Source organism: Arthrobacter sp. ISL-72 (assembly GCF_018613755.1).
Lineage (GTDB): Bacteria > Actinomycetota > Actinomycetes > Actinomycetales > Micrococcaceae > Arthrobacter.
Window position 1 is genome coordinate 25,839 of sequence record NZ_JAGGPP010000002.1, and the last position, 20,389, is coordinate 46,227.

18 protein-coding genes are annotated in these 20,389 nt (G+C 63.1%); 3 read left to right on the forward strand and 15 right to left on the reverse strand.

All coding sequences use genetic code 11. The annotated features are described in order from the left end of the window. The first annotated feature begins 12 nt into the window (after positions 1 to 12). Both J7I92_RS01810 and J7I92_RS01820 read left to right on the forward strand, forming a co-directional pair. On the forward strand, positions 13 to 969 hold the full coding sequence (locus tag J7I92_RS01810; protein ID WP_214836545.1) for an SMP-30/gluconolactonase/LRE family protein: 957 nt from the start codon (positions 13 to 15) through the stop codon (positions 967 to 969). A gap of 836 nt (positions 970 to 1,805) precedes the next feature. Further along, the gene (locus J7I92_RS01820) at positions 1,806 to 2,903 is read left to right on the forward strand and encodes an ATP-binding protein (RefSeq protein WP_214836548.1); all 1,098 of its coding nucleotides are present in this window, start codon (positions 1,806 to 1,808) and stop codon (positions 2,901 to 2,903) included. A gap of 595 nt (positions 2,904 to 3,498) precedes the next feature. Here the strand turns inward: J7I92_RS01820 and J7I92_RS01825 are convergent. The 15 genes from J7I92_RS01825 to J7I92_RS01895 all read right to left on the reverse strand — a co-directional run bounded on the left by J7I92_RS01825 (position 3,499) and on the right by J7I92_RS01895 (position 19,642). Beyond that, positions 3,499 to 3,819, reverse strand: coding sequence for an Lsr2 family protein (locus tag J7I92_RS01825; RefSeq protein ID WP_214836551.1), 321 nt, complete (start codon positions 3,817 to 3,819; stop codon positions 3,499 to 3,501). A 1,346-nt stretch (positions 3,820 to 5,165) separates the two neighbouring features. Further along, positions 5,166 to 5,603, reverse strand: a complete 438-nt coding sequence (locus J7I92_RS01830) for a DUF4913 domain-containing protein (RefSeq protein WP_214836554.1) — start codon at positions 5,601 to 5,603, stop codon at positions 5,166 to 5,168. Between the two features lie 9 nt (positions 5,604 to 5,612). Next, the gene (locus J7I92_RS01835) at positions 5,613 to 7,388 is read right to left on the reverse strand and encodes a type IV secretory system conjugative DNA transfer family protein (protein WP_214836557.1); all 1,776 of its coding nucleotides are present in this window, start codon (positions 7,386 to 7,388) and stop codon (positions 5,613 to 5,615) included. Beyond that, positions 7,385 to 8,983 carry a helicase HerA domain-containing protein gene (locus tag J7I92_RS01840; protein WP_214836560.1) on the reverse strand — a complete coding sequence of 533 codons (1,599 nt, stop codon included), beginning with the start codon at positions 8,981 to 8,983 and terminating at the stop codon, positions 7,385 to 7,387. The genes J7I92_RS01835 and J7I92_RS01840 overlap by 4 nt, the downstream gene beginning before the upstream one ends. Beyond that, positions 8,984 to 10,492 (reverse strand): SCO6880 family protein, encoded by a 1,509-nt coding sequence (locus J7I92_RS01845; RefSeq protein WP_214836563.1) that lies wholly within the window; start codon positions 10,490 to 10,492, stop codon positions 8,984 to 8,986. It lies immediately after the preceding gene. Next, positions 10,479 to 11,717 (reverse strand): hypothetical protein, encoded by a 1,239-nt coding sequence (locus J7I92_RS01850; RefSeq protein WP_214836636.1) that lies wholly within the window; start codon positions 11,715 to 11,717, stop codon positions 10,479 to 10,481. Before J7I92_RS01850 ends, J7I92_RS01845 begins: the two co-directional genes overlap by 14 nt. Before the next feature lie 22 nt (positions 11,718 to 11,739). Further along, positions 11,740 to 12,492, reverse strand: coding sequence for a hypothetical protein (locus tag J7I92_RS01855; RefSeq protein WP_214836566.1), 753 nt, complete (start codon positions 12,490 to 12,492; stop codon positions 11,740 to 11,742). Between the two features lie 23 nt (positions 12,493 to 12,515). Continuing rightward, a complete protein-coding gene (locus J7I92_RS01860) occupies positions 12,516 to 12,788 on the reverse strand; it encodes a TrbC/VirB2 family protein (RefSeq protein ID WP_214836569.1) in 273 nt (90 codons plus the stop codon). Between the two features lie 38 nt (positions 12,789 to 12,826). Next, positions 12,827 to 13,420, reverse strand: coding sequence for a DUF6668 family protein (locus J7I92_RS01865; protein ID WP_214836572.1), 594 nt, complete (start codon positions 13,418 to 13,420; stop codon positions 12,827 to 12,829). Positions 13,421 to 13,458: 38 nt separating this feature from the next. Next, complete coding sequence (locus J7I92_RS01870) at positions 13,459 to 14,901, reverse strand: chromosome partitioning protein ParA (RefSeq protein WP_214836575.1); 1,443 nt, start codon at positions 14,899 to 14,901, stop codon at positions 13,459 to 13,461. A gap of 36 nt (positions 14,902 to 14,937) precedes the next feature. Further along, positions 14,938 to 15,456: a hypothetical protein gene (locus J7I92_RS01875; RefSeq protein ID WP_214836578.1), complete on the reverse strand. Its 519-nt coding sequence runs from the start codon at positions 15,454 to 15,456 to the stop codon at positions 14,938 to 14,940. Next, positions 15,453 to 16,505, reverse strand: coding sequence for a CHAP domain-containing protein (locus J7I92_RS01880; protein WP_396020343.1), 1,053 nt, complete (start codon positions 16,503 to 16,505; stop codon positions 15,453 to 15,455). The genes J7I92_RS01875 and J7I92_RS01880 overlap by 4 nt, the downstream gene beginning before the upstream one ends. Before the next feature lie 672 nt (positions 16,506 to 17,177). Next, the gene (locus tag J7I92_RS23680; protein ID WP_251039356.1) at positions 17,178 to 17,609 is read right to left on the reverse strand and encodes a hypothetical protein; all 432 of its coding nucleotides are present in this window, start codon (positions 17,607 to 17,609) and stop codon (positions 17,178 to 17,180) included. A 537-nt stretch (positions 17,610 to 18,146) separates the two neighbouring features. Beyond that, positions 18,147 to 19,142, reverse strand: coding sequence for a hypothetical protein (locus tag J7I92_RS01890; RefSeq protein WP_214836581.1), 996 nt, complete (start codon positions 19,140 to 19,142; stop codon positions 18,147 to 18,149). Further along, positions 19,139 to 19,642: an ImmA/IrrE family metallo-endopeptidase gene (locus tag J7I92_RS01895; RefSeq protein WP_214836583.1), complete on the reverse strand. Its 504-nt coding sequence runs from the start codon at positions 19,640 to 19,642 to the stop codon at positions 19,139 to 19,141. Before J7I92_RS01895 ends, J7I92_RS01890 begins: the two co-directional genes overlap by 4 nt. A 500-nt stretch (positions 19,643 to 20,142) precedes the next feature. Here J7I92_RS01895 and J7I92_RS01900 point away from each other — a divergent pair, with 500 nt between their 5' ends. Next, entirely contained in the window at positions 20,143 to 20,376 is a 234-nt protein-coding gene (locus J7I92_RS01900) for a hypothetical protein (protein WP_214836586.1), read from the forward strand. Positions 20,377 to 20,389 lie beyond the last annotated feature (13 nt).

Consider the following 20,389-nt stretch of genomic DNA (forward strand, 5'->3'; position numbering starts at 1 on the left):
ACGCGGAAAACTATGACAGCGACTTCTCTCCCCATCCAAGACCTCCAGTGGCGCGCCTGCAGCGTGGCGCCCATGGAACTTGGCGAGGGACCGAGGCTCTTGCCCGACGGACGAGTTGTCGCAGTGGACATTCTCCGGGGCCAGCTGTGGCAAGTGGACCTTGCCTCGGCAGAACGCACGGTCCTGCTGAAGGAAATCGCGGTGCCGCTCGGCGCCGTCGCCCCGATTTCCGGCAACGACCGCGCCCTGCTCGCGGCGGCCGCTGACGGAATCGCCATACTTGACGACGCCGACCGCCTCACCTGGCTCAGCGCGCCGTCCGACAAGGCACCGGTCCCAACCGCGGCCAGGGAAACCCCTGCCGTGCGCATGAACGACGCCGTATGCGATCCTTCCGGACGCTTCTGGGCGGGGACAATGGCCCTGGACGCTACTCCTGGCGCGGGTTCCCTGCACCGCCTGGATGAGGAGGGCTCCCTAACTACGGTTCTCACCGGGCTTACCATTCCCAACGGCCCGGCTTTCAATGGCAGCGGCACGCTGATGTACCTCGCGGACAGCGCCAAGGGAACCATCACGCGCTACACCGTCGACCCTCATGGTGGCACCCTTAGCCGGGCAGAGGAATTCGTGACCATTGCCAACGGCAGCCCGGACGGCATGATCACTGATGTGGAAGACCATTTGTGGGTGGCCATCTGGGGAGCAGGACAGGTCCACCGATACCGCCCCAACGGCAGCCTCGAGCGGATACTTCCTGTTCCGGCCAGGCAGCCCACCAGCGTGTGCTTTGCCGGCGAGGACAGGACCACCCTCGTCGTCACAACAGCCAGCATCGGTCTTGACTCTCCCGGGACCTACGATGGGCTGGTCCTCGCCGCAGACGTCGGAATCGCCGGAAGAACAACGCCGGCAGCGCGAATAGTTAAGGCCAGTACAGGCGGCTTTGGAATTAATGTCCCGGGATAATAGGGCCCTGATAGCGGATGCCTACTTCGCTGCCAGGCAAGCACCGACCGTCAGGATCCTGGTTTGCGGGTCACGGAACGAACGCACCGTGCGCTACGCCTCGGACCGTGACCTCATATACCTACGAAGCGCTGCCCGCCGACGAAAAGGCCACGCTCCCATCACCCGCGGCAATCACCGCAGCGTTGGAGCACAACCCGGCGACCACGTCCAACGCCTGACAGATAAACACCGACGATAGTCACACCCTTCTTGGGCGGTCAAAACATGGCTGGTGGTTTGGCCTGTTCTTTCGGTGGCCCCGTGGATGATGGAGCCATGAGTGACTACTTTTACCGCAGCCAGCAGACGCAGACGTGATCAGTGATGGACTCCTTCTCGACTTCAAGGCCAGCGTAAAAGCAACGCACTCCTGCGCAGCGACCTGTACCAGCTGTTGGGGTACACCCCAACTTGACGTCAAGGACGTGTCCAAAAGCTGTCAGATTAGAGTTCAAATTCTTTTTCTTGGCACGGGCCTTGCCAAACTCTTAGAAATCAATCTGACATCCAGCGGCGGATGTACCGTGGCGTGTCAGCGGTTCCGCCGCAACGGTCTGCGGAGTCCGCCAATGAAGACCAACGAGGATTGTCGTCTCGCAATCCGCGGCTTTCAAACGGTGTCTCGGCAATGGGCATCGTAACCCCGACTCTGCTAGCAACTCACGCTTTGGCGCCAACTGTGGCCGGCTGTTGGCGACACTGCCGCGCCACCAGCACCAAACTCACAAAACTCATATAAACTCACACGTCGAGGGAAACTCACAAGATACACAAGCACTCACAGGAGCTCGTCAATGGAGAACCCATTCCGCCCGTCGGCCGGGGCAACGCCTCCGCAAATCCTCGGCAGGGCAGGCGTGCTGGATGAGTTCGCGTACGGGCTCCGCCTGGGATCCGGCGCTCCCGGCCTGTTGACCATCTTCACCGGAGCCCGCGGAATCGGCAAGACCGTCATGCTCGGCGCCGCCCACGACATCGCCCGCGAAAAGGGCTGGGCCGTGATCTCCGAAACCGCCACCGCCGGCTTCATGGGCCGCATCGGAGAGTCCATGCGTCATCTCGCCGAAGAGATTGGCACCGGCCCAGTGAACCGCAGGATCACCGCGGTCGCCGCCGCAGGCTTCAGTATCACCACCCAACTCCCGCCCGAACGCCAAGTCGCGTGGCGGACACTGGGCGAGGACCTCCTCAAACTCGTGGACGAACGCGGCAACGGACTCATCATCACGGTGGACGAGATCCACGCCGCCGACCGCAGGGAACTGGCCCAACTCGCCGCCAGCGTCCAGCACTTCATCCAAGACCGGCTACCTATCGGCCTGGTCTTCGCCGGGCTGCCCGCTGCCGTGTCCGACCTGCTCAACGAAGGGGTGGCCACATTCCTCCGCCGGGCCGACAAGATCGATCTCCACGCCGCCGCCGTGCGGGAAGTGGAGGAGTCCTTCGCCAGCACCTTCGCCGAAGCAGCCTTTACGGTCTCCCCCGACCTCATCCGCCACGCAGCTGAAGCGACAAGAGGCTACCCCTTCCTCATCCAACTGGTCGGATACTTCCTCTGGAAGGAAGCCGAAACCAACCATGGCAACCTCACTCCCGAAACAGTCGAACGCGCCATCGAGGCGGCGAACCGGCGCAATGCACGCACCGTCATCGAAGCAGCCCTCGCCACTGCCTCCCCCAAAGACCTGGACTTCCTTCACGCAATGGCAGAGGACGACGGACCGTCCATTGCCGGAGACATCGGGCGACGCATCGGAGCCAGGACAAATCTCATAGCAAACTACCGCTCGAGACTGCTGGCGGCCGGCCTTATAGAATCTACCGCCCACGGAAGGGTCGACTTCGCAATCCCTGGCCTGCGCCAACACCTGCGGGCACAAGCCAGACCCTGACGCCTTCAGCGGGCGAGGACGTAACATATGGGTTCTTATCGGCGTTGCCCGCCGCAATGGATCCTACGAAAGTGACGTCTGAGGTCACCGCGAGGTGAGATAGCGGATATTCGTCGCTGGCCCGGACTCACTTGTCCAGACACCGTCTGGACAAGTGAGTTGGAGTCACATCGTCGCGCTCCGAGCAGGCTGGACGACCACGAGCGGCGACGACGGTAGGCATCAAGAGCGGTCCAGCATGGGTGCGGTGACCGCACTGGAACACGAGATCGTCACTGGTCTGTCCAGTCGTAGCGGTGCGGCCCCGAACAACGCGAGGCAAGGCTGCGAGGACACCGACTTGGCACGGCCAGCCTTCGAACGGCCCATTGCGCGCCGGCAGTCCGGGAGCCAACTCGTACTGCTTGGCGATAACTTGATCGGCCCCTTGATGTGTTCCTGCAATTTTCCGGGAATCTGGCCGGCGAGATGACCTTAGATCCGGCCGATCGTCCAATCCTTGCCTTTGCTTAAATTCTGTTTATTCGGATTACAACGGCAAAGCCGCTCTGATTCAGCGGAAACCATTAGGGCAGCGATTCCCGGCATTACTTCGCTAATGTGCGGCCGCGTAGCGCTCCAACACGTCAGCCTGGATTCGGCCCCGGGTGCTGACGGGAAGGCCGTTCTCCAGCGCCCAGGCGCGGACGGCTTTGGTGTCGTTACCGCCGGGGCCGGGCCGTCGTGCCGATCTGGCACGCCCGGTCGATCGGCGTGCAACGGATACGTATTTGTTCATTGCCGCACGTAGTTCGTTGGCGTGGGAATTATTGAGATCAATCTCATATTCAGCGCCGTCGAGAGAGAAAGTGATTGTTTCATTCGCTTCAGAACCGTCGAGATCATCTTCAAGCGTTGTTATTACTCGTTTTGCCATGCGGAATAGGTTATCACCCGTGGCCGGGGAGTAAATCCGGCATAGGTATTGCCTAATTCGGTAAATAGCGATCCATTAATCGCCGCGATTCGATCTGGTCGATCAGACGAGTGGGTGGTGGACAGCTACTGCGCCCATCGGTCGGGGACTTCTCTGCTCCCGTTGCGGGGTTGCCCCGGCTCGCGGCATTGAAGGCGGGATGGCGGAAACAGGCGAGGCGACTTTGCCGCGGCCGGCCGCTTCCATCAGGCCGGCTGCCAAGAGTCTTGCCGCCCGGCATCCGTGTTGTGGAATTGGCGAAGCTCCCGTCAAATAGCGGTTGACCGGAGCTTCGCGACAATTATGCACAGAGAACCCTGAGGATTGCCCGTGAAAGGCGGCACAGTCCGGAAGCCGAAGCGGTCACGCAAACGACCGGTACCCGCGGTACCCGCTCCTTGAACGAAGCCACCAGGGGAGCTTCCTGCCGGCAGGGCCGGGCGGCCGTAAATTTTTGGGTGGCCGACCAATCCGTCACCCCGGCGGCCACGAACAGAGTTTGAACCGCCCGTTCCGGCGCCCTGTGCAGCGCCCGTGATGTAGCCGCTGTAGCAGGACGGCCAGCGCTGTAGGCACGTGCGGAAAGAGCCACCCATGGCAGATACAGAGTTCGACCAGTTCCTCAAAGAAGCCACGACCTGAGAGCAGTGTCCCGTGTTTACACTCGGGCCGGATCCTTTGTACGGTCTCTACACCAGCTGGTGCCGCGTCCGCGGCACCGTGCCCGGAGCCGAGGGGGACGTTCTGGGGAGTCATGGGAATCCGCTTTAATCCCGAACCGAACGGCCGTCGCGGACTACATATTGACCAGCTACCCCGCCCTCGTCTGAGGACGGCACGGTGTATTCTCACCGATGCCCGCGTCTATCCGTGTGGCGGTCAGCGATGGCGGCCTGGATGGTGCTGACCACCTTGTCGTTTCTTCCTCAGGCGGGATCAATGACTTGAAGCTCCCCCAGCGTCCGGCCAAGGCGCCGACTTGTCTGCTGTTGCTCTCGCGGCGGGATTCATCGAGGGTTCCTGTGCGGCGGGAAGTTCTGCCGAGAAGCCGGGTCCACGTGGTCTTCAAACCTGACGCAGAGCTGCGCGGCCCGGTTGTGCCTGGCCGGAAATACATTGCCACCAAATCCATGGCCCGGCACGCTGGCGATAGGGAAGCGGCAGTCTCTTCCGTGCAGTACCCGTGACACAAGTCCTTTGGCCCCTGGGCATCGGATGGTGTCCATCTGGGAGAGAGATGCTGCAGCGTAGTTAGCGACAACGCAGTAGGTGGTCCATTTGGACCGCCCCTACTCGCTTCTCAACAGCTAACTATGGAGTCGTACATCCGGGAACCACCCTGCCGGTGCACGTTTTGGCTCCAGGTGGGCGGGGTCGCGGTGGCCTGATTTGTCGCAGTTGAAGAAGGGACCTTGGGGGTCCAGCAGTACGCGCATGTGGTGGTCTGCGTGGTCGCGCCACCAGACGCTGATCCCTGTGGCGCCGTCGAGGCGCAGGTGCTCCCATGCCCGCCATAGGGCTTCTACCCGCGAGACGGCTTCGGGGTGGAAGTACCATTCCATGCACCATTTGGCGCTCCTGTCATCGACGTCGCGGACGTAGGTGGGCAGCAGCTGTTCGTGCAGGAACTCCTCGGCCGAGCCGAAGACCAGCTGAGGCGCTGCTGCCGGCCCGGCTGCAGAGGCCTCGTACGTGTGGGCCATGTCGTTGCCGGTTTCAGCAAATAGCCCGATTTCCTCTGGCATGTCTTTCTCCTACGTGGCGATCCACGGATTGGCGACCGCGGCTTCACCGGCGGGAACCAGCGCATCGTCATCTTCGCGGCTCGGGCTGTTTGCCTTGATGGAGGCCTCCACTGCTTCCTTGTGCGGGCCGGTGTACCAGGGCAGCGTGCGGACGAGCGTGGCGGGTGCCCCGGAAGCGAGGACGACGGCGCGGCCGCGGTCGAGCTCCGCGAGGTTGGAGACATCGAAGATTCGTTCCTTGCCCTCTTGGCGTGAGCGGCTGCGCCCGGACTTGCCCGAGGAGATGGAGACGTTGGTGTAGCTGTAGTCCCCGATCAGGTCCGAAAGGGCCCGGAGGAAACCGTCTTCGGCGACACCGCCGCCATAGACCTTGATGTTCGCTGCCGACCAGATTTTGCGCATGTTCGCCTCTCCCCACAGTTCGACTCCCTGGGACCAGGACTGCAGGATCGCCATCACGATCAGGCCTTTGGAGCCGTAGTGGCTGAACTGGTCCGGCAAGCCGGCCCAGCGGACAACGTTGGCGAGCTCGTCCAGGGCGAACAGTGCAGGCAGGTCCAGGCGGCCGCCACGACGCTCGGCACGTTCCTCCATCGCCTCGGCCATGGCGACGGTGAGGGCTGTCGTCAGCGGCGCGGCCGAGCCCGCGCCTTCCTTGGAGAGTATGTAGATCGTCTCCCGGGAGTGGGCGAAGTCATTGGGGTTGAACTGGCGGCGGGGGTCTGTGGCCACGGTTGCCCCGGCCTCTGGTGCGACCCAACGCAGCGTGTTCCTGCTTTTGAGGCACTGAACCATCTTTTCGGCGGTCCCGAAAATACCGTCCCGCTGCTTATCGGCCAGCTTCAGCGTCGATTCCAGGCCCTTGTACTGCAGCTCGTAGCCGTGTTCCTTCAGGATCTCGATCGGGGTGCGGCTGACCTGCTCCGTGACCCACAGATACACCTGCGTGATGGGCAGCTCCCCCAGCGCGGCCGCGAGGAAGTATGAGGAGAGAATGTCTTCGGCCTTCGGGTCGAAGTAGGCGTCCGGTTTGGACCCTGGCGTACGCGAACCGGCAGCGAAGTGCTGGGTGAGTTTGTATGCCTTTTCTTCGTCCGTGACGTAGGACAACGGGTTCCACCACCAGGAGGGTTCCTCCTGGGCGATCTTCTGCGGATCAAAAACCCACACCGGAGCGACTCCGGCCCGGACGCTGCGGGTGCCGTCCACGACGTCGCGCTTGTTCGAGGTGGACACCACCGCGCCCGGGGCATCCAGGATGGCAGGTATGACCCGGGATGTGGACTTACCGGTCCGCGGGCCCCAGATGTCGATGCTCAGGTCCTCCCATGGCTGGATGAACTTCTGCCCGGTAGAGACCACACGGCCCACAGGGATTCCCGGGGACCCGGTGACGCCGAGGCGTTCGGCGGTGGCTTTGGCGCCAGGTTCGGAGAATGCTGCCAAGGATTTGCCGCGGCCGAGGTAGCGTGCGGCCTTGTCCACCCTGGCACGCTTGCTCGCACCCTTGGCCCGGATAACGAGGACCAGGATGACGCCGGCAAGCAGCAGTGTCGCCATCACGGCCGCCACGACGGTCGACTGGACCGGCCACGGCACCTTGCCCTTCACGAGTCCGGCGATCAGATAAATCGGGTGCGCGGGGGGCGCGGCAATGCCGGCCAGCCAGGATCCGAGGTGGGCCGAGACCCAGCTGCCGCCCCCAATGACGGCAGCTGAGCCGATGGCCAGCCAGATCTCCAGCGCATCGTCCAGGCCGGTGCCTTTACGGTTGGGTGCGCTCATGCCGCACCTTCTTCCCCATGTATCGGAGCTGCCGCTTCCAGCAGGGATTCTGCCGGGGCATGCCAGCGCTTGTTCGTATCGTTCAGGGACGCCTCGATAGTGGTCAGCCCGATCTGGACGGGGATGCCGGGACGGCCGCCGACCTTAATGAGGAACTTCCCCCGGCCCGGGGGTTCGACGTCGCCGCCGCGTGAGTCCCACGCGGGCGGGTCCTGCCATGAGATGAGCTTCTGCTGTTCCTGCCGCGACAGCGGAATGGCGGCGGTCAGCAGGGGCATCTCGGAGGCGGGCAGGCCGCCGCAGATGACCATGCCGGAGCGTTCGACGAAGCCGCGGGCCTTCATCCGGTCTTCCTCCGCCGGGAGGGCCAGCAGGTCGGACATCGTGTGGGAGATCATGACCTGCCCGACACCGACGGAGCGGTTTAGCCGGGTGAGGGCGTCCACCCGGTCTACCATGCCCTTGCCGGCCCGCAGTGCCCGCCAGAGTTCATCCAGGACGACAAGATAGTTCCGGCGCGGTTCCAGACCGGCGTCGGCGAGAGCGTTGGCGACGTTGACGGTGCCGAAGCCGTAGGACCAGCACGCCAGCAGCACAGCTGCCTGCAGGTCCGTTTCGGTCTCGTCGATACTGGAGACATCGAAGACGACCGCCCGGTCCCGCCTCATCGGATTCGTCGTGTGTCGGGAGAAAATTTCGCCGAGCTTGCCACCGCCGGTCAGCCCCAGCAGCGTGGCCTCAAGCGCCCGCGTCTCCTGCAGGTAGACGTTCATGTCGCCGCGGTCCAGTGCGACCTGGCGCAGCTCGTCCGGGGCGGCCGTGATGACGTCGAGCAGGTCTTTCAGGACCGGAACACCGACGAAGGTGTCATCGAGGACACGCAGGGCACGGTCCAGGATCGTCTGTTCCTGATCCGTCGGAGGGTTGTTCCGACTGATCGTAATCAGGGAGACGACCATGTTCAGCCGGCGGCCGTGGGCGTCCGCCCGGATCCGGACGGCGGCTTCATGGTGCCCCCGTTCCTCGAGGAGCTGGGCGACCTCGACTGCTTCGCCCGGGTCGAGGATGTTCAGGTACCCGCGGCCGCGACCAAGCCTAATGACCTGCCCGCCCAGGGCTTCGACAGCATCTACGTGCTCGCCCTTCAGGTCGCCGAGAACGAGCGGATGAACGCCCTGGCCGGAGAGGCCGAGCATCATGCGGCGCACGAGCGTGGACTTCCCCAGGCCGGGCTTGCCGAGGAGGAACGCAGAGGGGTTGGAAATCAGGTGCGCGCGCTGGAACCAGCTGATCGGATCACAGCAAACCGTGGCCTGCGTTTCCTCATGCCGGCCCAACGGCACACCGATCATGGGTGAGGACGTGCCGGAGGAAAACGGCCACAAACCACAGACCTGCACCGTCGTGCCACGGTATTCGCGCACGGCTGGGACAAGCGCTGCAGCCCCTCCCCCGCGCCCGCCCCAGCCACGTGAGCCAGGAACACGATCACGGACCGTGGCGGGTTTCCCGGGCTTCACCGGGACGCCCTTGGCGCCTAATGCAGTCATTACTGTTTTTGCAGTCTCCGTCGACAGGAGCTTGAGGCGGGCCATTTACAGTGCCTCCCTGATTTCGCTGGGCAGAAGAATGTGCTTGGGCAGCACCAGTCCCAAGGGCAGGGATGCTGCGAAGGCGGTGTCCTGGGAGCCGTAGGATCGGCGCAGCAGCACGCGGGCGGTGCCCGAGGTCTGTTCGATGGCGGCGACCGCGTCGGCCAGCCGGTCCACGTCGGTGACGGTGGCGGTGACGACCATGCCGAAGTTCACCAGTCCGGCGCCCTGCGCTTCTTCCTGCGCGGTCTGCGCGGCGGAACGGGCATCGACCAGGGCACGGGCGGACGGCCGGTTCCCCGAGCTGATGCGGACGTTGGCGTTGTTCTGGTCCCGTTCGACCACGGCGGCCGCCCGGGCCGAGTCCATCGGACGGTAGAGCAGGGACACGCGTTTACGGTCTATGTCCCCGTGCGGGGCCAGCAGGCGGGACAGAACGGAGGAGTTCACCGAACCACGAGGGGCGCCCGTCATGGTCCAGGAAACGGAGAACGCACTGTCGTGCCGGTAGTCATCCCAGCCGGCCTGCGTCGCGGTCGGGCCAACCTCACCCCAGGTCAGGGCCACCGGGGAGCCGGCGGCGTGCGCTTCATCAATGATCAGGGCCGCCGGCGGGTCGTAAGCGATCCGGACGACTTCGCAGAGTTCCTGGGCCGACATGGGCCGGGCGATCCCTGCCCCGGTCGACTGCAGCCGGGCACCCAGTCCCGGGAGCCGGGACGCCAGGTCGCGGGCAACGTCCTCTGGCACGCGTTTCCGCGAACCTGCGCGCAGGGAAGCGCTGAAGGTCAGGGACACCCAGGCCCGGACAGTGGCCGAGCCCTCCGGGTAGGTGCGGACGACCTCGCGGAGGATCGCCTTGGCTGCCTCCGGCGCGTCCGGGTGGATGTTCATCTCGACTTCGTTCCGCAGCCGGTAGCCGGAGTCCGGAGCGGTCTCCACGGTCACCGCGGCAGCTTCCAGCCCTGCCTCATCACCGAGGCCGGCGAGCCAGCCGCCCCAGTTCGCCACCCACGCATCAACCTGTTCCGGGTCTACCAGGGACGCCCCGTCGGGTTCAGTGGAGAAGACCACAGTGAAATGGCTGGTGGTGGGGACATGGAGCATGGCGAAGGGGCGGTTGTAGGAGTCGTTGAACTCATACAGCCGGGACTTAGCCGCCAGGCCCGGCAGCTGGTACATTCCCCACTCCGTGACACCCAGAGGGCCGGAGCGGTAGAGGTTCGTGCCCGCCGAGCGGGAGAGGCGGAAATTCAACCGCGTTGCGAACCGGTCAACGATGGATTGGCCGTGTTTGTCCTTGAGCGACAGCAGCAGGACCAGCTGACCGGCTGCCACGAGCACGCCAAGTCCGGGCAGAAGACCCCCGATGGCGAAGGTGATGATGCCGGCCAGCAGACCGACCATCACGATTCCGGTCTCGATCGCGCCTAGGCTGCCCAACCCCGCGGACCGGGGCACCCGCCAGTTGCCGTAGGACGGTTCCTTGTACTCGGTGTCAATTGCTGCCACTGGGGCCCTCCCCGGTTGAGTCCTGCGCGGTCTGTTGTGCGGCCTGAGAGGCCCGTGAAGCTACCTGGACACCTGCAGCGGCGGCCATGCCCATCGGGCCTGCTGCCTTCGCTGCCGCACCGGCTCCCGAATTGCTGGCAGCCGCGGCGGCTCCGCCGGTCGTTCCTGCACCGGGACCACCCGGACCGGACGGGCCTTGCCTGGCCGGTGCCGGCTTGGCGTTGCCGCCAGTCTTCCCGCCGGGCCGCTGGCTGCCCTCGGGGTTATTGCCTGCCCGCGGCTGCTGGGTGGGCGGAGTCGGTGAGGCGTTACCCCGTCCGCCCCCGTTGCGACCCAGCGAGACGGCCCCGGCCGCAGCGGCGCCCACCATTGCTGCCGCTCCCCCGCCGGGGCCCGAAGCGACAGCACCGACCATGGGAGTGACAAACCGCATCAGCGCCGGCAGCGCTAGCAACGCCACCACCATCAACGCGAAACCGGTGATGGATCCCAACAGCGCGTCACCGCCGGTAGAGGACCCCATGAGCTTGAAGGCCACGGCATAGACGATGGCGGCCGCGGGCTTATAGAGGACAAAGGCGATGGTCCAGCCCACGGCCTTCTGGAACCACTGACGACCCATTTCCGTGTTGGTGAACGCCGCTGTCGTGGGCAGGATCCCGGCCAGGATCACCAGCATGCCGCTCCGGACGACCATGAGGACGATCTGCACCAGCGAGGCGATCAGGCCGATCAGTCCGAGGATGATCAGGATGAACACCGCAGTGCCCGACTGGTTGGTCATGACCAGGATGGTCATGGCTTCGGCGAAGCCCTTCCCGTCCGTGGCTTGATCGATGATCGAGGCCGAGAACTCATCGGCCGCGATCACCAGAATGGAAATGACACCCAGTCCGAGACCTGACACCAGCGTGAGGGTCAGGAGGGAGCGGAGCAGGTCTTTCAACGGTGCCCCGCGCTGCTCCCAGATCATCCGGGTCCCGCCGAGAATGACCGACAGGACAGCCAGCGCCAAGGTCCAATAGCCGAGTTCGGAATTGATGAAGCCCACGATAGGGCTCGGCGTCGTCCCGTCCTCGCTCGCGAGATTGGTCGTCGGCATGCTCACCCAGAAGCTGGACAACGTGGTCACCATCTGGCTCATGCCCTCCATGATTGACTTCGCCAGGTTCGTTGTGGCGTCGTTGACTGCTGCGGTGGCGAGGTTGCCCGCCACGCACTGCATGTCCCCCAAGGTGCACTCCACGTCAGACTCCGGACCAGAGTATGAAGCCGCTCAGATCACTGAGCTGGGCGATACCGTTGAATATCTGGCCGTCATCGGACGCCTTTACTTTCCAATCCCCGGCCACCCAACGAAGCGACAGGACTGAGTGTGCGAACGCGCCGTTCGGGAGTTTGATGGCCAGATCGACGTCTGCCTCGGCCGGGCTGTAGGACTTGAGGAGGAAGCCGCTGAGCTGAGCGGTCTGACCGTCTCCCGGGGACGAAGTCCTCGTTTTAGCTTCTTTCATAGCCGCGTCACGCCCGGGACCCGGGACCAGGAGTCTGTCGGCGAGCTTGAACTCGTCCTGCGCCGGGGAAGAGCCAAGGGCGATCATGTTGGCGGCCGCGTAGAGCGCGCCGGTGGGGGAATTAGCGAAGCAGGAACGGAAACCGTCTCCGTCCATTACTCCCGGTCCAAACGTTTGGGGATCGGCGGGAGCGGCCATTTTGCCGACTAGCTCCCACTTGGCTTTAGGTGCCGTTCCCAGGGCCGTCTCCGTGCTTGAGGGGAGACCGCAGACGCTTTTCCCCGCGGCGTCCGAAGATTCCGTGGCCGCTGCCGAGGCGCTTTCCGACGCCGAAGCCGGGCCTGGCTGAGCAGTGCTGTCACTCTTCGGAACGAAGAAAATCACGATGACGGCAGCAATCAGTGCAACCACTAGGGCGGCCGAAATGATGAATCCGGGCTTGGTGAACGGATGCTGTTCGGTCGTGCTTTGGGTGGATTCGCTCATGATGAACCTCCGATGGTCGGGTTTTAGACGAATGCGCGGACGATGCCCGAGGCGCCGGTGATGATGATGCAGCCGGCCAGGACCCAGCCGAGCTTGCCGATGGACTCGCCGCCCTCTCCGCGGCGCAGCTGGATGACCATGCCGATGCCGACGATGATCACACCCAGGACGCCGAGGATCAGGCCGATACCCGAGGCCCAGTTCAAAACAGTCAAAAGTCCCTTGGCCTGTTCGGGGACAGTGGGCGTCGGGTCCGGGATAACGCTGAGGGGAAAGCGGGAAATGATGTTCTGCATGATGAGACCTTTCGAAGGGTAAAGCCGTTGTGGCTGGGTTAGTTGGTGAGTGCTGCGAGATCAGTTGCGAAGCGCTGATAGTCGTGCCCCGGCTGGCTGGCCGTGGAGTCTCCCAGCCGCCAGGATTCAACCCAAGGGAGCATCCATAGCCTGGGGGCGCCCCCGCCGACCAGGGCAGCGAACTCCCGCAAAGGCTTTGGGAGTTTTCCGGGGGCGTCCGCCAGGACCGCGAGGCCGAGCAGTTCAACGGCCGGTGCGGCACCGGATGCCCACTGAATGAGGGCGCTCCGGGCGGCCTGTAATCCCCGCATGTCCGACCGGCACGCGAGCAGCACGGGTAGCTTGCCGTAGGCGTCGTCGTGAACTGGCCATGCATGGTCTGTGGCGCGGGCGCCGTCCAGAAGGCTGGCCAGGCGGCTCTCGCCCGCTCCCCCATGAACACCAGTGACCCACAACGAGGCGGTGCCGCTCACCGTGCGGCGGCCGAGCCGGTCAGCCCAGTCCGGCTCCACGATCCCCAGCAACGGCGCGTCGATCTTTGCTGTGGGCGGCAGATGGACCTCCGCAGCCACGTTGTCCGATGCGTCACCCGCGGCCGGGCTGGTAATCCAGGGGTTCTGGGTCTGTTGCATGGTTCCTCCCTTCGGAATGGTTGTTTCGTGCGGAGGAGTTAGAAGCCGCTGGCGACGGCGGCTGCGGCCGCCAGCCACGCCCGCTGCGTGGCCGGCCGCAGGACCTCGTAGCGGATGGGGCCGTTGACCAGGGCCGGGTCGTACGGGATCCGCACGACTGCCCGGACGTACGGGGCGAAGCCGTCCGCGATCCGTTGCGCTTCGTCCTTGGCCCGCTTCAGCGCATCTCCGCTCATGCTGCGTTTGGCGTCGGTGGATTCGGAGACGATGACGACGGCGTTGCGGGCCAGCTCCGCCTCGTGCCCGCCCCGGGACTCGAGGGTCTGCAGTGTCAGCCGTGCTGCCTCGGCGCGGTCTTCAATGGCGGTGACGGGAACGACGAGCTGGTTGGTGTGGTCGATCATCCGTCGCCAGTTCGCCGCCCGGGCCGTGTTTCCGGAGTCCATCACGACCAGTCGGTAGTAGCGGGTGAGGACTTGGTGGGCGATGTCCACCTCTTCGGCGGTCACTTCGTGGTCGCCCTCTTCGTTCCCGTCCGAGCGGAGGACGTCGAACTTATCCGCCGTCTGGTGGTGGACGAACTTGGCGATTTCGGCGGCGTTCGTGGACGGCGAGAGCAGCGACCGGGACGAGTCGATCAGGTCCAGGACACTCCTGTCGTGGGCACCTTTTTCGGTGCGCCACCCGAGGGTGCCCTGGGATTCGTTGTTGTCCCAGGCGACCGTGGCCGCGCCGCTGTAGCGGGCGAGGACCGCCGAAAGCATCACCACGGTGGGGGTCTTGTTCGCCCCGCCCTTGCGGTTCACCACGGCGATCGTGCGCGGGCCTGGCCAGTGCTGGCTGACCGTGCGGATGTCCTCACGCTCCGCCATCTCCCCGGCCGAGGGATCCGTGCGGAAACCCAGCCGCGTCAGGGTTCCGCGCCATCCCCGGGTGGCCGGTTCCAGCACCGGGGCGCTGACCAGGAACGACGTTTCTTTCAGGCTCCGCCGCCTCGGGGTGCCCTCCACCGCAGATACCGCTGTAGCTGTTTCGTGGGTGGAAGGCATTCTCATTCCTGTCGTGGAGGAGGCGGGGTGTTCACCGACCGGCTCCGGATGAACCGGGGCCGTCTGTGGCTGGGCAGTTTCGACGGGCGCGGAGTCGATCACGGCCGCCGCGGCGGGCGTGGTGGTCGCAGGAACTTCCGCCCGGCGGCGTGCCGGCTTCGGCGTGTAGCTGACGGATTCTTTGGAGCCGTCGGGGCTGACGAGGAGTTCCCCGTGGCCTTCGGGGTCATCTATGGCCACGCGGACGGGCCGGTTTAGCGTCTTGGCTTCCCCGAGCACGATGGCCAGGGCGTTCTCCCGGAGCTGCTGCAGGGATCCAGCCGGTGCCACGGCGCGGGAGTTACCGGCAACCACGACTTCGGCGGTGCCGTTGTCACGGACGATGGCCTGGATCTTGGGGAAAGCCAGTACCTCTGTCGCGTTCAGACCCATGGGCTTCTTCCTTTTCGTGAGTAGGTGTGTCGGTTATCAGGAAGCCGGCGGCGTCAGCCGGTTGACCTTCCAAGTGGATTCAGCGGAGGTGCGCAGCAGCTGGACGGCGTAGGGGCCGACATCGGTCGGGACCGTTACCGTGACGCCGTAGCCGTTGGATTCGTCCACGGCCAGCGTTGCCGGGCCCGTCACGCGCGAGACAGGAACGTTGGCCGGGTCCACCATGGAATAGTCGGCCGTGGCCTGCGGGGTAAGCCAACGGGCAAAGTCATTGGCCCACCGTGTGGCTTCTGTCCCCGGGCGGGCATAATCAGCCATGGCCCGGCTCGCGACGCCGGCTGCTTCCGTTTTGCTCTCTTCATCCCAGGCGATGCCCGATGTCGGCGGGACGGTCCCGTCCGGGGCCTGGGACCTGCCACCAGCGCTCAGCGACGCCGGAGCGGTCGGGCTTACCGAAGCCGTGGCCGATGATGAGACTGGCCCGGTGGGTGCTGTCGGGGCGCACGCGGTGCACAGGAGCACGGCGGCAATGGCGGCCAGCAGGGATCGTTTCACTTCTTCTCCTCCGCGCCCGGCACGTACAGGAACGCGCTGGGCACCGCGTTGTTCACGGTCCGCGTGTAGTACATGTGGTCCTCCGGGGCCGGGTTGCCGTTGTAACCCTCCTCCAAACAGCTGCCGTCGGCATTGACGGCCTTCACCACAGCGACGTGGCCGTAAATGGGATCCGCTCCCCCGGCGCCAGGGGCGTACCAGACCACCGCGCCGACACGCGGTGCCGAACCGGTGGGCCATCCGCGGGCGTTCCAGCCATCCCGCCAGGACAACGCAGAACCGAGGTTGATCCCGTCGGGGCGGAAGGTACGGTTCTGGATCTTGTACGGGGCTGCGGTGCTGCCGAGCTGCTGGTTCACCCGCCACAGGGCGAAATCCACACACTCCCGGTTGAACATGCCCAAAGGGCTCGGCTGGTAGATCACCGAACGTGCCCAGGGCAGATCATCGCCCGTGCCGGGCTGGCCGGGAACCGCGCAGCCCTGGCTGGCCCCAACCTGGACCTCAGCGAGGGCGACAACCAGCTCCGAAGCAGGCTGCCAATAACGCTGGTAATGATACGGATCCGCATTCCGCTGTACCCGGCTGGCCGCAATCGTTGGCTCCAGTTGCTCCCAGCCATCGATTTTCTGCAAAGCCCGGACGAAGTTTCCCGCACTGATGGCCGGGTCCATGCGGTCCGCAAGAGTCCCCCACGCGCCGTTGTCCCGTTGCTGAAACAGGCCACGGGAATCATGCCCGGCAGCGTCGCCCCGGTCCAGCACTTTCAAACCGGACTCCCCCAGCGCCACCATGACGCTAACCATCTGTCCCTTCAACGGCAGATTCAAGCTCTTACCCGCGTTGATGATGACCGCAGCATTAAACCGCTGCTCGTCCGAATAGCCAGGAATAATGGGCGGTTCTTTGACCTGCACCGAGCCTTTGGTCGAACCGCAGTCGGCCTCTGCAGGTGTTGATCCCAAGAAAAGGGCCATCAAAACAATCAAACCGAGGACCACTGCCGGCACCGTCACTGCGGCGCCGAGCATGAATCCGGTCGGCTTCATTCCGTTCCCAATCGTCCAGTTCCCAATTTCTGCAATCTCCTCAGCGCTGTTCTTACGCATTTATAGTATCTAGCCATCTACTTAAAGTAGTAAGTTTTTGCAAAAGAGTTCGTAAACGGCAGCAAGGTTCGGCACAATTGACGACATGCCTAAGACCGTTCGCCCAGTGGATGCTTCATGGTCAGACGATCTGGATGCGGCGGCTATTGCCTACGGAACTCCAGTTCGGATGCAGATTGTGAGGCACCTTCGGGTTGCCGGGCCATCAATGCGCTACCAGCTGGAGCAGGCTACGGGGGTAAAGCACGCCCTCATGGTGCAGAGCCTCAGTAAACTCGAAGCTACCGGAGTGGTTGCAGTCAACCTCCCACCGGAGGAGCGCTCTACTCGTGCTTTGACCTATTCCTTGAATCAGATCAGGGCGGACTACCTTCTGGAATTGATCATCAAGTACGTCCGAGCACGAGGCTGATACCTGGCTGGCCCCCAAGGTCAGGCGGGTAAAGCCTCGAGCTGATTCCCCGAGCGTCCAGAGCCGCTGTTCTGCGTTAGGCTGGTTCATTTTCCGTCCACTGACTGGTTCATTCATGTGTCACGCATGTGTGAGTACACGTAAGACGATAGCAGTGTGACGAATTCTGTCAACTTGTAGTGAGGCTCCGGGAGGGCAGGCTAGACGTCCTCGTCCAGAATTTTGGCAATCGCCTTTAGCGCTTCAGGATCCACAGGACCGAGAGCACGGGCGGCGAAATTACGCACCTCAGCACGTCTCAGGCTTCGGATGAGTTCTAGCTCGGCCTCCACGCGTTCTGGTAGCTTGCCGCCCTCCTGGATGAGGTACTCGGGATCAACGTCGAATACGGAGGCTATTGCCCGGAGTGCTTCATCGGGAACCACTTGCTCTTTTCCGGACTTGAGTAGCTGCCACCTTGTCCGCGAAAGGTAGTAGCCGAACTTTTGGGCGCCATCACGAATGGCGGCGTAGTCAAACGGTTTGCCGGTATCAGACATGATCACGTCCAGCAGGAGATTGATCTTCCTTGCGAGCGTTTCGGCTCGGCGGATCCCCGTGGCCCGCTGAGGCGACAGATCAAAATCGCTCAAGTGATCCAGCTCCAATTGTTAGCTCCAACGAAACAGCCGAAGGTGACTATTCCAATCAATGCGCCCGCCAGCGCTTCGTCCCACGAATGTTCCCCGAGGACAGTTCTGCTCACCAGCATCATCGGTGATAGTACCAACAGCCAAGCAAAGGCCGGACCGAATGCCACCGTCCCCCAAAGAACAGCGAACGTCAGGACAGACACATGCGCTGAGGCATTCAGCCACCGGCGAGCCAACGCCAGTCCCGCGTTGCCTGCGAAGAGTCCTATGACTGTTGCTGGAACTGGCGTCGGGACACTCAGCAAAACACAAGCCAATGCACCCACAAGAGTCAGTATAGTTACGATCTTTGTTCGCAAATTCGTGGGCAGATCGAACTTTCCAGCTACAACCGGAAATTTCTTGTACGTCAGTCCAGGAATGACAATGACGGTGACGGCAAGGACTGTAACGCCTAAAACTCCGAGTCCAGCCTTTGTGCCAGCGAGGACAATGACCACCAGCAGGACACCGGCTGGTGTGAATATCTTCGAAAAGCTAGCTGCCAGTCGGGACCGGGGCGCCAAGCGGGCCTGGTTCTGCAAATCCTGCCTCAATATCGTCTAGTAACTCAATTTCGTCAGCTGACAGAAGCTCCGGACTTGCAACCCGGATATCGTCAACAAAAATTACCCAGCGGTAAAGCTGATCCTTGGAGGTTCTGGGCCGCAGGCTTAGAGCAGCAGCTTCCCCGGCACGTTGGCCTGCATCGGTATCACGCAACCTGCTCACAATCGGCTGAAGCCTCATCAGTGCGTTGCGGCGTTGCACCCGATCAGCCCACTGTTGCCGGGCACGACCGTACGCAGGGAGTCCAAAGCCGACAGCGAATCCGAGCAAGGTAAGAGCGATCAGCACGCGATATCCGACGTAGGCGGCATCCGAAAGACTGTTTTCGGCGCCAGCCACTTCCTGTACCACGAGCAGTAGCTTGGTGGCCACGGCCAAAACTCCGAAAAGACACGAGACCGCGATGATGTCGAACCCCATGCGGAAAGACGCTGTTTCACCGGCTCGGTTGCGGCGCATGCACTCGATTCCTGTGTAAGCGGTGATGAGACCAATCCATGTGAAGAACAATCCCTGGTACCACGCGATAGCGGGGACGCCTGCAAAAACGTCCGTGAAATTAGTGGCCGATCCAGGCGTTGAGGTCGAAAACATCAGGGCACCCTGCGCCGCCGCCAATGCCGTCCCCATCAATACCAGCAGACGCCAGCGAGCGGTTGACGCACCCGTAGCAGCAACAACCAGCCGGCTCAATTCAGTCATGCCAAGGCCCAAAGCGACATGGACAATCAAGTTCAGAATGTTCCGATTGCCCAGCCAGGCATCGAGGGCCAAGTAGACCAGGTCTATGTTCAGGGTCGTGCCAGTCGAAACTAGAACCATCGCTTTGAGGATTCCGGGCTTCCATCCAAACCGCAGGCCAATGATGCGTGCTATGACCACCGACCAAAGAATGAAAGCAGGCAATATCTGAAGCAACGTCATCCAAAAACCCTTTCGAAGTCACTGCCTGGCACTGTCGGCTTGTCCAGCACAAACCCGGAAAGGAGATAGGCCACTTCCTCGGCGGCCTTTTCCACGTCATTCCACTGGGGGGACCGCGCGAGCATCCGCTGGATGCCGCTTTGCTGACCTACGTGACTGAACATTGACGGCATAGACGCGGCGAGCCCGTCGCACCCTTCATGCTGGAGGAGGATATGGCCGAACTCATGGCAGATGACATGCATTCGATGCAGTTCAGAGTGACTCTCCGGAACCAAGATGTGGGACTTGAGAGCCGTTTCAAGCCAAAGACCGGACAGACCAGATATCGTACTGCTCGGCACGAGCCGCACAGCGATCGGTTTGCCGTGCGTCGCCTCGACTACGTCTAGGAGCACGTCAAACGACACCTTGCTAGAAAGCTGGAGCTTGTCGACGGCGCCCTGCGGTGTTCTTCCGGGGAGGTCGGGGTTTCCCTTGCCTGCCCTACTTTTTCGCATCAGATCTCCACTGAACAAACTTGACACACATGTTTCACACATGCGTGACTAGACTACAGACTGTGCGACGTGCCCGCCGCGCAGGGCCATACTGGCGCTTCCTACTTGTATCAGTTATCGATCGAAGGTGCCTTGTCACATGGAACTAAACACGCCACAGATCACGGTCATTGCACCCGACAGTAACCGGCGAAGTCCGCGTGACAAGCTGCTGCGGCCTCTACGTTCAGTCCTGACGGCTGAACAAAACGGGCCAGCCCTGGTTACGAAAGGAGCGTGCGCCATGGGCGTGCCGACGCATCCGCGCGGACCTCGGGCACGTGGACCGCGACACGCGGGGGCCGTTTTCTGTAAACAAATCCCCGGGTGTCGCCGGAAGCAGTGCTAATTTCGACTCAGTCGATAGCTGTAAACAGAAACCTCACAGGGGTCGACTTCAGGTAGCACCAGCGATGAAGCAGCCACAACCGCAGGTTGTGCGAGATTCAAAGGACATGACCATGAGCGCAGTAATCAATCGTGGAGGCGGACGGCCCAGCAAGGGCCTACGCAAATACATTGGCTTCCGCACGCAGGCTAAGACTGCGGAGGACGTTCAGATGATCGCTGCCGCCAAAGGCATGACTGTCACTGATTACGTTTCCTCTGCCGTCGACCGGTCCCTGCGCGAAGACCTAGCATTGCTTGAACATTCCGTGCACCAGGAGGAACTGCCGATCCGCATGGCCTCATAACAGAAGAAGGCCC

Bases quoted from the DNA above. Each gene is read 5' to 3' on its own strand.
- J7I92_RS01810 (WP_214836545.1), top strand. From the start codon at position 13: ATGACAGCGACTTCTCTCCCCATCCAAGACCTCCAGTGGCGCGCCTGC.
- J7I92_RS01820 (WP_214836548.1), top strand. From the start codon at position 1,806: ATGGAGAACCCATTCCGCCCGTCGGCCGGGGCAACGCCTCCGCAAATC.
- J7I92_RS01825 (WP_214836551.1), bottom strand. From the start codon at position 3,819: ATGGCAAAACGAGTAATAACAACGCTTGAAGATGATCTCGACGGTTCT.
- J7I92_RS01830 (WP_214836554.1), bottom strand. From the start codon at position 5,603: ATGCCAGAGGAAATCGGGCTATTTGCTGAAACCGGCAACGACATGGCC.
- J7I92_RS01835 (WP_214836557.1), bottom strand. From the start codon at position 7,388: ATGAGCGCACCCAACCGTAAAGGCACCGGCCTGGACGATGCGCTGGAG.
- J7I92_RS01840 (WP_214836560.1), bottom strand. From the start codon at position 8,983: ATGGCCCGCCTCAAGCTCCTGTCGACGGAGACTGCAAAAACAGTAATG.
- J7I92_RS01850 (WP_214836636.1), bottom strand. From the start codon at position 11,717: ATGCAGTGCGTGGCGGGCAACCTCGCCACCGCAGCAGTCAACGACGCC.
- J7I92_RS01855 (WP_214836566.1), bottom strand. From the start codon at position 12,492: ATGAGCGAATCCACCCAAAGCACGACCGAACAGCATCCGTTCACCAAG.
- J7I92_RS01860 (WP_214836569.1), bottom strand. From the start codon at position 12,788: ATGCAGAACATCATTTCCCGCTTTCCCCTCAGCGTTATCCCGGACCCG.
- J7I92_RS01865 (WP_214836572.1), bottom strand. From the start codon at position 13,420: ATGCAACAGACCCAGAACCCCTGGATTACCAGCCCGGCCGCGGGTGAC.
- J7I92_RS01870 (WP_214836575.1), bottom strand. From the start codon at position 14,901: ATGGGTCTGAACGCGACAGAGGTACTGGCTTTCCCCAAGATCCAGGCC.
- J7I92_RS01880 (WP_396020343.1), bottom strand. From the start codon at position 16,505: ATGAAGCCGACCGGATTCATGCTCGGCGCCGCAGTGACGGTGCCGGCA.
- J7I92_RS01890 (WP_214836581.1), bottom strand. From the start codon at position 19,142: ATGACGTTGCTTCAGATATTGCCTGCTTTCATTCTTTGGTCGGTGGTC.
- J7I92_RS01895 (WP_214836583.1), bottom strand. From the start codon at position 19,642: ATGCGAAAAAGTAGGGCAGGCAAGGGAAACCCCGACCTCCCCGGAAGA.
- J7I92_RS01900 (WP_214836586.1), top strand. From the start codon at position 20,143: ATGAGCGCAGTAATCAATCGTGGAGGCGGACGGCCCAGCAAGGGCCTA.